The organism is Saccharopolyspora sp. NFXS83, from assembly GCF_026241095.1.
GTDB lineage: Bacteria > Actinomycetota > Actinomycetes > Mycobacteriales > Pseudonocardiaceae > Saccharopolyspora_C.
This window is the reverse complement of record NZ_JAPFGB010000017.1, coordinates 35,353-49,472: the sequence shown is the minus strand read 5'-3', so window position 1 is coordinate 49,472 and position 14,120 is coordinate 35,353. Positions and strand designations below refer to the sequence as shown.

Below are 14,120 nucleotides of genomic sequence, written 5' to 3'. Positions count from 1 at the left end.
TGCATGTCGGCCGCACGCGCACCGCGCTCAGACGGCGACGAGCTCCTTGGTCGTCAAGGTGAGGAGTTCCGGCGTGCTCTCGCGCACGGCCAGGGTGTCCTCGATGCGGACCCCGCCACGCTCCGGCAAGTACACGCCGGGTTCGACGGTGACCACCATCCCCTCTTCGATCCTACCGTCCCCCCGCTGCGACAACGCCGGTGCCTCATGGATCTCGAGCCCCACGCCGTGTCCGACGCTGTGCGGGTACCGCTCGCCGTACCCCGCGTCGTCGATCACCTCGCGGGCCGCGCCGTCCACATCGCGCACGTCGGTGCCCACCCGGACCGCCCCTCGCCCGGCTGCCTGCGCGGCGTGCACCAGCTCGTAGATCTCGCGCTGCCACTCGGCCGGGGCACCCAGCACCACGGTGCGGGTCATGTCCGAGTGGTAGCCGTCGACGAGGGCGCCGAAGTCCATCTTCACGAAGTCCCCCGCGGCCAAGGCCGCCGTCGTCGGCCGGTGGTGCGGGATCGCGGAATGCGCGCCCGCGGCGACGATCGTGTCGAACGCGGGGCCGGCGGCACCGTGCTCCAGCATCCGCGCCTCCAGCTCGCGGGCCACCTCCAGCTCGGTGCGGCCGGGACGCAGGCCACCGTGCTCGATGAGGTCGGCCAGCGCCCGGTCGGCGGCGGCGCAGGCCATCCGGATCGCGTCCACCTCGGCGGCGTCCTTGACCAGCCGGAGGCGTTCGACCAGGCCGGGGGCGCGGACGAGCTCGATGCCCGGCGCGGCCTCGGCCAGCGCGTCGCGGCCGTCGACCGTGACGTGCTGGCTCTCGAAACCCGTTCGCCGGTACCGATCAGGCGCTTTGGCGACGTGTTCGGCCAGCACGACCTCGCTGGGCCGCTCGATGATCCGCTCCAGGTCCGGGACCTGCTCGGCCGCCTGGGTCAGGTAGCGCCCGTCGGTGCTGAACGCGGTGGCCCGTTCGGCTCCCGGCTCGTCGGCGGCGTGCACCACCACCGCAGCCTGCGAACCGGTGAACCCGGTGAGGTAGCGGATGTTGAGCAGATCGGTCACCAAGATGGCGTCGAGGTCCGCTTCGCGGAGCAGTTCGCGCAGGGCATGGCGGCGGCGGGAGTGGGTCTCGGGCATGCGCACCAGCCTAACGACGAGGATCGCGCTGTTGCTTTCGTAGCGGGAAGGCGCCAGGGCTCGTTCTGCTTGGGTGGTCATTCAGCGGAACCTCAGCGTCCTTCTCGCTGCGGGATCTTTTTCCCAAGTGGCTCCGCCACGAGGGAAAAAGCCGTCCTCGCGAGAAGGACGCTGAGAACCCGCCGGTGAGCGGCTTCTCGACGTGGGCTATGCGCTGACGCGCATACAGGCACGGCCTTCGGCAGCAAAGCAAGCATCGCTTCGCTTGCCCAAAGCACGGCTTCGCCGCAAGGCACGGCCTTCGGCCGCAAGGCAGGCATCGCTTCGCTCGCCCAAAGCACGGCTTCGCCGCAAAGGCACGGCCTTCGGCCGCAAAGCAAGCATCGCTTCGCTCGCCCAAAGCACGGCTTCGCCGCAAAGGCACGGCCTTCGGCCGTGAGGCAGGTGTGGCTTCGCTCGCCCTTCGGCTTCGACGTGAAGCACGGGGCTCGGCCGTGAGGTGAGTGTGACTTCTTCGACCGCTGTCCCGGGGTGGTCAGCGGAGGTCGCCGCCCCTCGGGGTGGTGTCCCACGTTCGCTGATCGGTGTCGGAGACCGGTGAATTGTTGGCTTCGACCGTGTCCGGGCCAATCGTCCACGTCCGGCCGTGGTCGTCGACGACGGCCAGTTCGCCCGCCGGGGAGCGCAGGACCGGTGCGCCGGCGCGGATGGTGCCGTCGGTCGGCACGTCCTCCAGGGCCGGGACCCGCTCGTCGAGGACCCGGCGGACCATCGTCTCGGCCACCGAACGCCGCTCCACGCGCACCTTCCGGCCGCCGCGCACCACGTCCACCGTCCGCTGCGGCGAGGGGACGCCGAACGCCTCCAGCACCGCGCGCGCCCGCCCCGGATCCGCGCACCCGTCCACTCCCGCCACGTCCAGGCCGAACGACCGCAGCGCGGTGGGCGCCGGATCCGGCTCGGTCGCTCGCAGCAGGTCCACCGGCACCGTGCCGCACGGGTCCGCAGTGGACGTCGGGGCATGGCCGTCGTCGGCCCGGACCAGACCGGGCCCCTCCCGCCACGGGCCCGGCAGCAGCAGCGGTTCGTACGGGTGGCCGGTGAAATCGCGGTCCCAGAAGGTGATCGTCGTTCCCCGCTCCGTCTGGTGCGCGATCGCGAACGCCCCCAGCGCGTCGCTCCACATCCAGTCCGCGCTGAACGCGTCCACCACCGATCGGCGCCGCGGCACCGTCGTGGTGCCCGCGGGCTCGAAACCCGACTCCGCCAATGCCTGCACCCGATCGGAGAACTCCGCGTCCCTGGCCCGCAGCACGAACTGACCGGCCCCGTTCCAGCCCGCACCGGAGGCGGTGGTGTCGGTGAACATCAGGTAGAACCAGCCGTCGAGGAACAGCGCGGACGGCTGGCCCGCGCCGTAGTCGTTGTCCCGGCGCACCTCGCCGGACGGGCGCACGATCGGCCCACCGGCCGCCTCCCGCCGCCAGGACCGGCCGTCACCGCTGGTCGCGACGCCGATCGCGTTGCCGTGCGCGTGCTCCCCGGCCGCCCCCGTGTAGTACAGGTGGAACCGGCCGCCGGTTCGCAGCACCGACGGATCGCAGGTGTGCTTGCCGTCGAACGCGCCGGGCTCACCCGTGAACACCGGCACGGCCGGAGCACCGGAGAAGCCGAAATCGCCTTGCGGATCCCCGGATTCGGCGAGCAGGACGTCGTCGCCGGGCGGGCCGACCGCGGGAAGCTGGCTGCACCACCACGCCCGGTACCGCATGCCCTCGCCGTCCGGCTCGGCCAGCACCGTCGGCCCGTAGTTGTACGGGGCCGGGTTCCCACCGGAGGCCACCACCGACTCGCTCGACCGCTCGTTCGCGGTGCTCAGGGTCGTGGTGGTCAGGCTGCGCTCCACGGGCCGCTCCAGCCGCAGCGGCGGGGCTCCCGGCGCGCAGGCCGCGCTCAGCACGAACACCACGCCGAGCGGCACCGCCCTGCGCACCCAGCAGGACGGGCGGGACCGTTCGACCATGTGCGGAAAGAGCCTTCCCCCGTGCGATCACCCGCCACCCGCGGGAAACCCGGCCACCGCCGGGCGGACCTCAGTCTAGGCGGTCATCGCGGCACGCTCGGGGCCTTTTTCCGCCGGTGCGAAGCCGATGAGCAGTGATCTCGGCAACGGGCCCGCCCGGCGAAGTCCGCACTGGTCTTGGCGTGCGGGCGAGGTCGCATGGCGGAGGCCGATGCCTCGACGAGCCAGGCCGCCGAACCTCCGCCACCCGGACACCCGATCGTCACGCCTCCGCGGAGCGCTCCTCGGCGATCCAGCGCAGCGCCAAGGTGTAGCCGCGGACGCCGAGCCCGACGATCACGCCGGTGGCGATCTCCGAGAGGTAGCTGTGCGAGCGGAAGTCCTCCCGCTTGTGCACGTTGGAGATGTGCACCTCCAGCAGCGGACCCGTCAGCTGCGCGCAGGCGTCGCGGACCGCGATGGAGTAGTGCGTCCACGCCGCCGCGTTGAGCACCACCGGAACACCCGCGTCGGCCGCCTCGTGCAGCCAGCCCAGCATCTCGCCCTCGTGGTCGGTCTGTCGGACCTCCACGTCCAGGCCCAGCTGCTCGCCGGTGCGCTCGCACAGCGCGACCAGGTCCGGGTACGCCGTGGCGCCGTAGATCGACGGCTCCCGCGAACCCAGCCTGCCCAGGTTGGGGCCGTTGAGCACCAGAGTCCTCACAGGAAGACCTCCGTGCCGCTCTGCTTGCTCTCACCGCCGGTCAGGGCCGAATAGGCCGCCGCCACCAGCGACGGATCCGGGCCTTCCAGCCTGCCGGGCTTCGCGATGCCGTCGAGCACGACGAACCGCAGCAGGCCCGAGCGGGACTTCTTGTCCAGCTTCATCGACTCCAGCAGCTGCCCGAGCGCGTCCGGGTCGTAGGAGGTCGGCAGGCCCAGCAGGTCCAGCACCCGCTTGTGCCGGTCCGCGGTCTCGTCGTCGAGGCGGCCCGCCAGCCGGGCCAGCTCGGCGGCGAACACGAGCCCCACGCTGACCGCGGCGCCGTGGCGCCACCGGTAGCGCTCCCGGCGCTCGATGGCGTGCGCCAAGGTGTGGCCGTAGTTGAGGATTTCCCGCCGATCGGATTCGCGCAGGTCCGAGGCGACCACTTCGGCCTTCACCTGGATGGAGCGCCGCACCAGCTCTTCGAGCACCTCGCCCGCCGGGTCGAGCGCCGCCTGCGGGTCCTGCTCGATCAGTTCGAGGATGCGCGGGTCGGCGATGAAACCGGTCTTGACGATCTCCGCGCTGCCCGCGACGAGTTCGTTGCGCGGCAGGCTGTCCAGCGTCGCCAGGTCCACCATGACCGCGGTCGGCTCGTGGAACATCCCGACGAGGTTCTTGCCCGCCTCGGTGTTGATGCCGGTCTTGCCGCCGACGGCGGCGTCCACCATGCCCAGCAGCGTGGTCGGCACGTGCACCACCCGGACGCCGCGCATCCACGTCGCGGCGATGAACCCGGCCACATCGGTCACCGCACCGCCACCGAAGGAGACCACGACACCGGCGCGATCCATGCCGATCTTGCCGAGGACCTCCCAGCAGAACCCGGCCACGGCGAGGCTCTTGCCCTCTTCCGCGTCGGGGATCTCGACGCGGTGCGCGTCCACGCCCGCGGCGGCCAGTTCCTCGCGCACCGTCTCCACGGTCGCGGTGATGCTCGGCTGGTGCAGCAGTGCCACCACCGAGGTTCCGGTCAGCAACTCGACGAGATCGCCGAGCAGTCCGCGGCCCACCACCACGTCGTAGGGCTGCTCGGACTCGACCCTGATCCGCACCGGTTCGGGCATCGTTCTCCACTCATTCCAGTCGCGACTCGGCAACCGCCACCGGGACGACGAGGTCCCGCGACGTTCACTCGCGATTATTCACACTTCGCCGTCGCGGGCGGCGCCGCCCGGACGAATCTCGTCGAGTTTGCCCGCCACCAGCTCCACCAGGCGCCACGGCTCCAGGCCGTCGGTGGGTTGTTCCACGTCAGCAGCCTCCCGGTACAGCGGGAGGCGCGCGTCCAGCAACGCCTTGAACGTCGCGCGGGGATTCACCCCGGCCAGCAGCGGGCGGGCGGTCTGCGCCAACCCGGTGCGCCGGGCGCCTTCGGCGAGACCGACCATCAGGAACACCACCGGATGGTCGGCGAGCAGCGTGCGGGTGCTCTCGGAGATCACCGCGCCGCCGCCGAGCGACAGCACGCCGGAGTGCTCGGCGAGGGCGGTGGCCACCGCCTGCTCCTCCAGCTCCCGGAACGCGGGTTCGCCGTCGACGGTGAAGATCTCCGGGATCGGCTTGCCGGCCAGCCGCACCACGTCGTCGTCGGTGTCGCGGAACTCCACCCCCAGGTGCTCGGCGAGCAGCCGGCCCACCGTCGTCTTCCCGGAGCCCGGCGGGCCGATCACCACGGCGCGCGGTGACATCAGCGCACCTGCCGCTTCTCGGCGCGCTCGGCCAGCGCCGCGAGGTAGCCCTCGACGTTGCGGCGGGTTTCCGGCAGCGAGTCGCCGCCGAACTTCTCCAGCACGGCCTCGGCCAGCACCAGCGCGACCATGGTCTCGGCGACGACGGCGGCCCTGGGCACGGCGGTGATGTCGGAGCGCTGGTGCATCGCCTGCGCCGGCTCACCGGTCACGGTGTCCACGGTCGCGAGCGCGCGCGGCAGGCTGGAGATCGGCTTCTTCGCGGCGCGCAGGATCAGCGGCTCGCCGTTGGTGATGCCGCCTTCGAGCCCGCCCGCGCGGTTGCTGCCGCGGCTGACCCACTTGGCGCCCTCGGCCGGGTAGATCTCGTCGTGCGCGGCGCTGCCCCGCCGGGCGGCGTTCGCGAACGCCTCGCCGATCTCCACGCCCTTGACCGCCTGGATGCTCATCAGCGCACCGGCGAGCCGGGCGTCGAGCTTGCGGTCCCAGTGCACGTGCGAGCCGATGCCCGCGGGCAGGCCGTAGGCGATGACCTCGACGACGCCGCCGAGCGTGTCGCCGTCGGCCTTGGCCGCGTCGACCTCCGCCATCATCCGCTCGGTCGCGTCGCCGCCGAAGGCCCGCACGGGGTTCTCGTCGATCGCCGCGAGGTCGTCCGGTCCGGGCAGCGCCTCGCCGGCCACGCTGACGGAGCCGAGGCTCACCACGTGGCTGACGATCTCGACGCCCAGCAGCTGGTGCAGGAAGCGGCGCGCGACGGTGCCCGCCGCCACGCGGGCGGCGGTCTCGCGGGCGCTGGCGCGTTCCAGCACCGGGCGGGATTCCTCGAAGCCGTACTTCTGCATGCCGGGCAGGTCGGCGTGGCCGGGCCGCGGCCGGGTCAGCGGCTCGTTGCGGGCCAGGCCGGCCAGCACGTCCTCGTCCACCGGGTCGGCGGACATGACCTGTTCCCACTTGGGCCATTCGGTGTTGCCGATGCGGACGGCGATCGGGCCACCTTGGGTGCGGCCGTGGCGCACCCCGCCGATGATCTCCAACTCGTCGGATTCGAAGTTCATCCGCGGGCTGCGGCCGAAGCCGAGCTTGCGGCGCTCCAGCTGGGTCGCGATGTCAGCGGTGGTCACCTCCACTCCGGCGACCATGCCTTCCAGCACCGCCACCAGGGCGGGACCGTGCGATTCTCCGGCTGTCATCCAACGCAACACATCGGAAATCCTGCCACGCAGCACCTGTGCACGGCCGATCCGGGTGCGGATCGGTCAACCACCTCCCGGAATCGGGCCGAACGCCGTGACCAGCCAGGCGGGCAGCAGCATCGCCGGACCGTGCGCCACGGCCCGCTTCCGCGCGCAGCAGGCGTGCAGCACGGTGAGCACCGCGCTCGTGAGCACGCACCCCGGCACCGCGGGCACCGAAACGGCGCCCACGGCCGCGCCGAGCGACCCCGACAGCTTCAGATCGCCCGGCCCCAGCGCGGGCGGGGAGAGCATGCGCACCAGCGCGTAGCAGCTCGCGAACAGCAGCGCGCCCAGCAACGCCGCGACCAGCGGCGCGGGCTCGCCGACGGCCACGGCCGCGCCTCCGATGGCCGCGAGGACGACCGGGTAGGCGGGCAGCGTCAGCACGTCCGGCAATCGGGCGGCGATCAAGTCGCAGACCGCGAGCAGCACCCCGGCCAAGCCCAGCAGCAGCGGCACCGGCGCCCACCACACCGGTAAGGCCCCGGTCGCCGTCCTGGCGGCGACCAGCGCCCACAGCGCCCCGACCCCGGCTTCGCAGCACCACCGGGGAGACCGCACTCCGACCAGCCGGGACGCCAGCAGCGACCGGCCTGCTCGGCCTGCCACCGCTCCCAGGGCACCGGCGGAGAACATCGCGAACACGCTCAACTCATCCATGCGCCCAGCGTCACGGACGAGCACGGAAAGCGAGGTGCCGACATGCGTCGGCGTGTCTGACCGCCGCGGCGGCGGACACGAAAGAGCGGCCCACCGAAGCCCGGTGGACCGCCTTCCGATCGACTTCCGGTTCAGCCGCCCTCGACGGTGAACAACGGATCTCCCGCCGCGACCTGGCCGTCCTCGCGCAGGTCGCCCAGGGACTCGGGGGTCAGGTCCAGCGCGACCACCGGGCAGATCGAGGAGTAGCCGTGGCCCTCCACCGCCGACGGGTCCCAGGACACGATCGGCTGGCCCGCCTCGACGGTGTCGCCCTTGGCGACGTGCAAGGTGAACCCCTCGCCCTTGAGCTGCACCGTGTCGATGCCCAAGTGCACCAGGACCGCGGTGCCGCCCGCGGAGGCGACGACGAACGCGTGCGGGTGCAGCGTGGCGACCGTCCCGGCGATCGGCGCGACCGCGTCGGCGGGCCCGGCCGCCGGTGTCACCGCCACGCCGGGACCCACCATGGACTGCGAGAACACCGGGTCGGGCACGTCGGTCAGCGACGCGGCCAGACCGGTCACGGGGCTGCGGACCTCGACGCTCACAACAGGTCCTCGATGTCGCCCGCCAGCGTGTCGGCCTCCGGGCCGACGACGACCTGCACGACCGAGCCCTGCCTCAGCACCCCGTGCGCGCCCGCCGCCTTCAGCCCGGCCTCGTCCACGCGCGAGTCGTCGTGGACCTCGCAGCGCAGGCGCGTGATGCACGGTTCGATCTCCACCACGTTGTCCCCGCCGCCCAGCGCGGCCAGGATCGCGGCGGCCTTGTTCTGAGCCACCCGTGCTCCCTTCGTACTCCGGCGGTCTTCGCCCGTCGGTGATCGTTAGCGGTGCCGGAAGGGTCCCGCAGTTGGTCGATCTTGCGTCACCGAGTGTCGAAGCGGCAACAAAACCATCGCTGCCTTGACACCCATCCGTGTGAGGAAGCATTGTTCCGCATCAACTGGTATAGACCGGACAGTACCAATGATCCGCATCACGGTGGAACGCATCCGACCGCACGAGCGGAACCATCCCGGCCGACACCGCACGGACGGCCGGAACCGGCCCTGATCAGGGAGAGCGTCGTGGCCAAGCGCAGCACAGCGGACACGCTGCTCGACGGCCCCACGCCGAAGCACGCCCAGTTGCGGGAGATCCTCCGCGAGATCGCCACCAGGGAACTGCCGCCCGGCTCCGCGATGCCCTCCGAGCGAGACCTCACGCTGCGCTACGGCGTCTCCCGGCTGACCGTGCGCGAAGCCATCGGGCAGCTCGTCGCCGAAGGACTGCTCGTGCGGGTCCGCGGCAAGGGCACCTTCACCGGCCGCCCCCGCGTCGACGTCCGGCTGCACCTGGCCTCCTTCACCGAGGACATGCGCCAGCGCGGCCTGCACCCGGAGACGACGGTGCTCGGCCACGCCGAACTGCCCCCGCCGCCGGACACCGCCGAGGCGCTGCGGCTCGCGCCCGGCGACCCCGCGTACTGGCTGACCCGGCTGCGCAAGGCCGACGGGGCGCCGCTCGCGGTGGAGCGCGGCTGGTTCCACCCGGCCGCGGCGCCCGGACTGCTCGGCCACGACCTCACCGAATCGCTGTACTCGCTGCTGCACCGCCACTACGGCGTCCGGCTGGAGCACGCCACGCAGACCGTGCTCGCCGAAAGCGCGGACGCGGAGACCGCGCGCCTGCTAGAAGTCGATCCGGGAAGCCCGTTGCTGGTGTTCCGCCGGATCTCCACCGCTCGCGACGTCCCCGTCGAGGACATGCGGTCCTGGTATCGGGGCGACGCGTACCAAGTGACGATGCCACTGCGAACCGAGGCCGGAGAGTCCGGCCGCCCATCCGAGGAGGTAGCCCCATGACCGTCGGCTCAGCGAGCGGCGGCGCGAGCAAGGGCTTCGCGCTGCTGCAACGGCTCGGCCGGAGCCTCATGCTGCCCATCGCGGTGCTCCCGGCCGCCGCGCTGCTGCAGCGGCTCGGCCAGGATGACCTGCTGGGCAGCGTCGGGGGTCTGCAGACCATCGCCGGCGTGATCGGCGCCGCCGGCGGTGCCCTGTTCGACAACCTGCCGCTGCTGTTCGCCATCGGTGTCGCGATCGGTTTCGCGCGCAAGGCCGACGGCACCACCGCGCTCGCGGGCGCGGTCGGCTACCTGGTGCTGTCCGGGGTGATGTGGCAGATCACCGGGCAGGAGGACGGGACCACCTTCAACAAAGGCCCGTACGGGGTGCTCGGCGGCATCATCGCCGGTCTCGTCGCCGCCTGGCTGTGGCAGCGCTACCACCGGATCAAGCTCCCCGACTACCTCGGGTTCTTCGGCGGGCGCCGCTTCGTGCCGATCGTCACCGCCGTGGCGATGCTGGTGATCGGCGTCGTGCTCGGGCTGCTGTTCCCGCTGTTCGACGCGGCGCTGACCGGCTTCAGCGACCTGGTCACCGCCAACGCCGTCCTCGGCGGCGGCCTCTACGGCCTGATCAACCGGCTGCTGCTGCCGTTCGGCCTGCACCACATTCCGAACAACGTCGTGTGGTTCCTGTTCGGCGACTACAACGGCGAGAAGGGCGACATCGCCCGCTTCTTCGCCGGTGACCCGACCGCGGGCACCTTCCAGACCGGCTTCTTCCCGATCTTCATGTTCGCGCTGCCCGCCGCCGCCCTGGCGATCTGGCGCAGCGCGCCACCCGCGCAGCGCACCGTCGTCGGCGGCGTGATGCTCTCGGTCGGTCTCACCTCGTTCCTCACCGGCATCACCGAGCCGCTGGAGTTCTCGTTCATCTTCGTCGCGTGGCCGCTGCTGCTGATCCACGCGGTGCTCACCGGCACCTCGCACGCGCTGGTGAACTTCCTGGACATCCACTCCGGGTTCGGGTTCTCCGCCGGTGCCATCGACTACGTGCTCAACTTCGGCATCTCGCAGAAGTCGCTGTGGCTCATCCCGATCGGGCTGGTCTACGCGGTCATCTACTACTTCGTGTTCCGCTTCGTGATCACCAAGTGGAACCTGCGCACGCCGGGCCGCGAAGAGGCCGGAGAAGGTTCCGCCCTGCTCGACGAAGGTCAGAGCAGCGGCGGAACAGGGGAATCGTCCAGTGCCACCAAGGCGACGATGCCCCAGGACGCTCCGCCCGAAACCGGCGGAGGAGACGACGACGGCAAGGACTCGGGCAAGGCCTGACGTCCGAACCCACACCACCGCAGTTCCTTGAGGAAAGGGAGTCCCATGCCCGAGCGACGGGTCACCGTGGCCAGCAAGGTCGGCCTGCACGCGCGCCCCGCGGCGCTGGTCGCCAAAGCAGCCGCCGCGCAGTCAGTGCAGATCACCATCCGCAAGTCCGACACCGAACCGGTGCAGGCAGGCAGCATCCTCGGCCTGATGACGCTGGGCGCCGGTCACGGCGACGAGGTCGTGCTCGCCGCCGAGGGCGATGGCGCGGACGCGGCGCTGGACCAGCTCGCGGAACTCGTCGGATCGGACCTGGACGGCTGACGAGCCACCCGGAGCGTGCGGTGCGGGACCAGGCAGGTCCCGCACCGCACGTCGCTCAGGCCGTCGTGCGGTCGATCCAGTCCGCGTAGGCCGTGAGGTCGGTCCAGACTCCGGGACCGGTGCCGCAGAGCGGGCTCTCGTCGCCGTCGCGGCTGGTCGCGCCGATCAGTTCCCAACGTCCCGGTTCGCCCTTGAGCTGCGGGCCACCGGAGTCGCCGTTGCAGCCCTGCGCGTTCTCGGTGGGGCTGTCCGTGCACAGCTCGGTGGCCCCGTCGAAGTCGGCGCACCGGTCGTCGGCGACGAGCTCGGTGTCCAGCTCCTGCAGCCGCGTCGGCAGCTCCGGGCACTGCTCCCGGTCGTCGCACGTGACGCCCCACCCGATGATCCTGGTCGGATCACCGGGGGCGCCGGAGTCCGCCGCCAGCGAGATCGGCTGCTGCTCGACGGGCCGGTCCAGCCGCACCAGCGCCACGTCGTCACCAGGGGTGGCCGGGTCGTAGCCGGGGTGCACGACGAGCTCGGCGACACCCGTCTCCGCCCCACCTGTCGTGCGGTCCCCACTGCCGATGCGGGTGGTCACGTCCTCGGGGGTCACGGCGGCGGCGCAGTGCGCCGCGGTGACCACCCAGTCCGGCCGGATCAGCGATCCGCCGCAGAAGTGCTCGCCCTGCTGCTGCAGGGACACCATGAACGGGTACTCCTCCGTGGCGTCGTGGCCGCCGACCACCATCGGGCCGGCCTCCGCCGCCACCGCCGTCGGTGCCAGCGCCGCCGCGAGCGCCAACGCTCCCAGCGCCCCGACCGCCGCCGACCGTCCCTTGAGGACTCGACGGCTGATCCGTTGTTCGGTCATGCAGTGCTCCTCGCTTCGCGCTGATCTCCTTGCGAACACGACGCTAGGGATCAGCGCGGCCCGGCGGATCAGCCGATGAGCCAGCGAGGAGTACTACTTACGGTCGCCGCGGAACGATCCGCGATGGCGGTGAAGCCGCCGAGGTCCCGCCGCGCAGGCCGTGCTCGACGGACCCGTTGAGAGGGTCAGAGCGGCAGGTCCAGTTCACCGCCGGTCGCGGCGGCCAACGCGTCCCGCATCGCGACCCGTGGCGCGGGGCGGCCGGTGAACAGCTCGACCTGGCCGAACGCCTGGTGCAGCAGCATGTCCAGCCCGGTCGCCAGCCGGCCGCCCGCGGCGGAGACCGCCGTCGCCAGCGGCGTCGGCCACGGGTGGTAGATCACGTCCAGCACGCACGCCGCCCGCGCCAACGCCGACGCGTGCGGATCGGCCGCGCCCGCGGGCAGCGTCGACACCAGCACGTCCACTTCGGACACCGCGGTGTCCAGATCGAGGGAGTCCAAGCGCTGCACCGACACGCGCAGGCCCACCTGCTCCGCGGTCAGCACCACGTCCCTGGCCCGCGCCGGCTCGCGGACGGCCAGCGTCACGTCGGTGAGCCCGAGCTCCGCGAACGCCGCCACCGCCGCCGCGGCCGTACCGCCCGCGCCGAGCAGCAACGCCCGGCTACCACCGGTGAACCCGCCCGCGGCGCGCAACGCGCCCGTCACCCCGTCGACATCGGTGCAGTCGGCCGACCACTCCCCCGACACCGACCGGGTCAACGTGTTCGCCACGCCCACCGCGGCGGCCCGCTCGGTGACGTCCTCCGCCAGCCCCAGCGCGGCGCGCTTGCCGGGCATCGTCACCGACAAGCCCGCCCACTCCGGGCCGAGTTCGCCGATCAGCTCGGCGAGCCCGTCGGCGTCCCGGTCGAACCGCTCGTAGGTCCACCCGGTCAGCCCGAGTTCGCGGTACGCCGCGCCGTGCAGCACCGGGGACAGCGAGTGGCCGATCGGGGAACCGACCACCGCCGCCTTGCGGTCCGCTGAATCAGAACGCGCCACGTTGCTGCGCCTCGGTGATGTAGCGGCCGTGCTCGGCCATCGTCGTGGCGAAGCAGGACGTGCCGTCCGGATAGCACTTCACGAAGTACACCCAGGTGCCGTCGGCCGGTTTCTCCGCCGCCGTCACCGCGGCCTTGCTCACCGTCGAGATCGGCGTCGGCGGCAGGCCGTAGTTCTGGTAGCTGTTGTACGGCCCCGGCCGCTGGCGGTCCTCCGACTTGGTCAGCAGCGTCGGCTTGTCCAGCGGGTAGTTGATCGTCGAGTCGAACTGCAACCGCATCTGCGGATCGGTGGTGCGGTTGTAGATCACCCGCGAGACCTTGTCGAAGTCCCGCTCGATGCCTTCGCTCTGCACCAGCGACGCGATGGTCAGCAGCTCGTACGGAGTGCGACCGGTGCCGTCGGCGGCCTGCGGCAGCCCCGCCGACTCCAGCAGCGCCGCGGACTTCGTCACCACCTGGCGCAGCACCTCTTCCGGCGGTTCGCCCGGCTTCACGTCGTAGATGCCCGGCATGATCAGGCCTTCGAGCCGCCGCTCCGGCTCCGCCTTCGATGCGCCCTCGATGGCCCACTCCGGCACGCCCAGCGAGGCCAGGTCCGCGGAACCCGCCGCGGCGTGCATCTGCTCCGAGGTCGTGCACTGGCTCTCATCACCGGTGCAGGTCGCCTCGGCCAGCTTGGTGAGGATGCCCGGCGTCTTGCCGCCGTCGGGGCTGAGCTGGTCCTCCAGCCGCTGCCCGCCGCGCACCTCGATGCGGCCGGTCTTCGCCTCCGCGGACAGGATGTGCCCGACCGCGGCGGAACCGGACATCTTCGCCTTCATCAGGTAGAAGCCCGGCTGGATGCTGTTGATCTGCTTGTTCTCCTCGGCCGCCTTGGTGAACGCCGTCGAAGACGCCACCACATCGGCCTTGGACAGGGTCTGCGCGATGTGGCTGACGGTGTCACCGGAGGAGATCTCCACGACCACTTCGCCGGTCCCCGCGCCCTCGTAGTCCTCGTAGGACCCGATTTGCAGTATCTGCATGGCGCCGTACACCACGCCTCCGCCCACCAGCAGCAGGACCAGCAGTCCGGCCAGGGCGGTCACCGAACCGCGTCGTTTCCGGCGGCGCAGTTGAGCCCGCTGCTCGCGGGCCTCCCTGCGGCTGCGCCGGGGCGGCTCGCCCGCGTCGTCCGCGAACAGGCCGAGATCGTCGCTCACGAAAGGTCCT

The 14,120-nt window shown here is 71.7% G+C and carries 14 protein-coding genes and 1 pseudogene; 3 read left to right on the top strand and 12 right to left on the bottom strand.

Annotation, left to right across the window (positions count from 1 at the left end; all coding sequences use genetic code 11):
• Window positions 1–27: 27 nt before the first annotated feature.
• The 9 genes and pseudogenes from OOZ19_RS19170 to OOZ19_RS19130 form a co-directional block, all read right to left on the bottom strand.
• Window positions 28–1,137, bottom strand: coding sequence for a M24 family metallopeptidase (locus OOZ19_RS19170; RefSeq protein ID WP_266091500.1), 1,110 nt, complete (start codon window positions 1,135–1,137; stop codon window positions 28–30).
• Window positions 1,138–1,672: 535 nt separating this feature from the next.
• Window positions 1,673–3,160 carry a glycoside hydrolase family protein gene (locus OOZ19_RS19165; RefSeq protein WP_266091499.1) on the bottom strand — a complete coding sequence of 496 codons (1,488 nt, stop codon included), beginning with the start codon at window positions 3,158–3,160 and terminating at the stop codon, window positions 1,673–1,675.
• Between the two features lie 262 nt (window positions 3,161–3,422).
• A complete protein-coding gene (aroQ, locus tag OOZ19_RS19160) occupies window positions 3,423–3,863 on the bottom strand; it encodes a type II 3-dehydroquinate dehydratase (protein ID WP_266091498.1) in 441 nt (146 codons plus the stop codon).
• Window positions 3,860–4,972, bottom strand: a complete 1,113-nt coding sequence (aroB, locus tag OOZ19_RS19155; RefSeq protein ID WP_266091497.1) for a 3-dehydroquinate synthase — start codon at window positions 4,970–4,972, stop codon at window positions 3,860–3,862. Before aroB ends, aroQ begins: the two co-directional genes overlap by 4 nt.
• A gap of 78 nt (window positions 4,973–5,050) precedes the next feature.
• On the bottom strand, window positions 5,051–5,596 hold the full coding sequence (locus tag OOZ19_RS19150; RefSeq protein WP_266091496.1) for a shikimate kinase: 546 nt from the start codon (window positions 5,594–5,596) through the stop codon (window positions 5,051–5,053).
• Window positions 5,596–6,801, bottom strand: coding sequence for a chorismate synthase (gene aroC, locus OOZ19_RS19145; RefSeq protein ID WP_266091495.1), 1,206 nt, complete (start codon window positions 6,799–6,801; stop codon window positions 5,596–5,598). The genes OOZ19_RS19150 and aroC overlap by 1 nt, the downstream gene beginning before the upstream one ends.
• A gap of 54 nt (window positions 6,802–6,855) precedes the next feature.
• Window positions 6,856–7,494, bottom strand: coding sequence for a prepilin peptidase (locus OOZ19_RS19140; protein WP_266091494.1), 639 nt, complete (start codon window positions 7,492–7,494; stop codon window positions 6,856–6,858).
• A gap of 131 nt (window positions 7,495–7,625) precedes the next feature.
• On the bottom strand, window positions 7,626–8,084 hold the full coding sequence (locus OOZ19_RS19135) for a PTS sugar transporter subunit IIA (protein WP_266091493.1): 459 nt from the start codon (window positions 8,082–8,084) through the stop codon (window positions 7,626–7,628).
• Window positions 8,081–8,323, bottom strand: a pseudogene (locus OOZ19_RS19130) (PTS sugar transporter subunit IIB); the annotation flags it as partial. The gene OOZ19_RS19135 and the pseudogene OOZ19_RS19130, both read right to left, overlap by 4 nt.
• Window positions 8,324–8,605: 282 nt before the next feature.
• Between OOZ19_RS19130 and OOZ19_RS19125 the strand changes: the two are divergent.
• From OOZ19_RS19125 to OOZ19_RS19115, 3 genes are read left to right on the top strand one after another with little or no spacing between them, the layout of a single operon-like run.
• Window positions 8,606–9,382, top strand: coding sequence for a GntR family transcriptional regulator (locus OOZ19_RS19125; protein WP_323055154.1), 777 nt, complete (start codon window positions 8,606–8,608; stop codon window positions 9,380–9,382).
• Entirely contained in the window at window positions 9,379–10,695 is a 1,317-nt protein-coding gene (locus OOZ19_RS19120) for a PTS transporter subunit EIIC (RefSeq protein WP_266091492.1), read from the top strand. The genes OOZ19_RS19125 and OOZ19_RS19120 overlap by 4 nt, the downstream gene beginning before the upstream one ends.
• Before the next feature lie 45 nt (window positions 10,696–10,740).
• Window positions 10,741–11,007 carry an HPr family phosphocarrier protein gene (locus tag OOZ19_RS19115; RefSeq protein ID WP_266091491.1) on the top strand — a complete coding sequence of 89 codons (267 nt, stop codon included), beginning with the start codon at window positions 10,741–10,743 and terminating at the stop codon, window positions 11,005–11,007.
• 55 nt (window positions 11,008–11,062) lie between these two features.
• Here OOZ19_RS19115 and OOZ19_RS19110 read toward each other — a convergent pair whose 3' ends face one another.
• The 3 genes from OOZ19_RS19110 to mltG form a co-directional block, all read right to left on the bottom strand.
• Complete coding sequence (locus tag OOZ19_RS19110; protein WP_266091490.1) at window positions 11,063–11,860, bottom strand: S1 family peptidase; 798 nt, start codon at window positions 11,858–11,860, stop codon at window positions 11,063–11,065.
• A gap of 185 nt (window positions 11,861–12,045) precedes the next feature.
• Window positions 12,046–12,906, bottom strand: a complete 861-nt coding sequence (locus tag OOZ19_RS19105; protein WP_266091489.1) for a shikimate dehydrogenase — start codon at window positions 12,904–12,906, stop codon at window positions 12,046–12,048.
• Window positions 12,893–14,110 carry an endolytic transglycosylase MltG gene (gene mltG / locus OOZ19_RS19100; protein ID WP_266091488.1) on the bottom strand — a complete coding sequence of 406 codons (1,218 nt, stop codon included), beginning with the start codon at window positions 14,108–14,110 and terminating at the stop codon, window positions 12,893–12,895. The genes OOZ19_RS19105 and mltG overlap by 14 nt, the downstream gene beginning before the upstream one ends.
• Window positions 14,111–14,120 lie beyond the last annotated feature (10 nt).

What these genes read in the sequence shown, in the direction of transcription:
- OOZ19_RS19170 (WP_266091500.1), bottom strand. Translation starts at nt 1,137, where the DNA reads ATGCCCGAGACCCACTCCCGCCGCCGCCATGCCCTGCGCGAACTGCTC.
- OOZ19_RS19165 (WP_266091499.1), bottom strand. Translation starts at nt 3,160, where the DNA reads ATGGTCGAACGGTCCCGCCCGTCCTGCTGGGTGCGCAGGGCGGTGCCG.
- aroB (WP_266091497.1), bottom strand. Translation starts at nt 4,972, where the DNA reads ATGCCCGAACCGGTGCGGATCAGGGTCGAGTCCGAGCAGCCCTACGAC.
- OOZ19_RS19150 (WP_266091496.1), bottom strand. Translation starts at nt 5,596, where the DNA reads ATGTCACCGCGCGCCGTGGTGATCGGCCCGCCGGGCTCCGGGAAGACG.
- OOZ19_RS19140 (WP_266091494.1), bottom strand. Translation starts at nt 7,494, where the DNA reads ATGGATGAGTTGAGCGTGTTCGCGATGTTCTCCGCCGGTGCCCTGGGA.
- OOZ19_RS19120 (WP_266091492.1), top strand. Translation starts at nt 9,379, where the DNA reads ATGACCGTCGGCTCAGCGAGCGGCGGCGCGAGCAAGGGCTTCGCGCTG.
- OOZ19_RS19115 (WP_266091491.1), top strand. Translation starts at nt 10,741, where the DNA reads ATGCCCGAGCGACGGGTCACCGTGGCCAGCAAGGTCGGCCTGCACGCG.
- OOZ19_RS19110 (WP_266091490.1), bottom strand. Translation starts at nt 11,860, where the DNA reads ATGACCGAACAACGGATCAGCCGTCGAGTCCTCAAGGGACGGTCGGCG.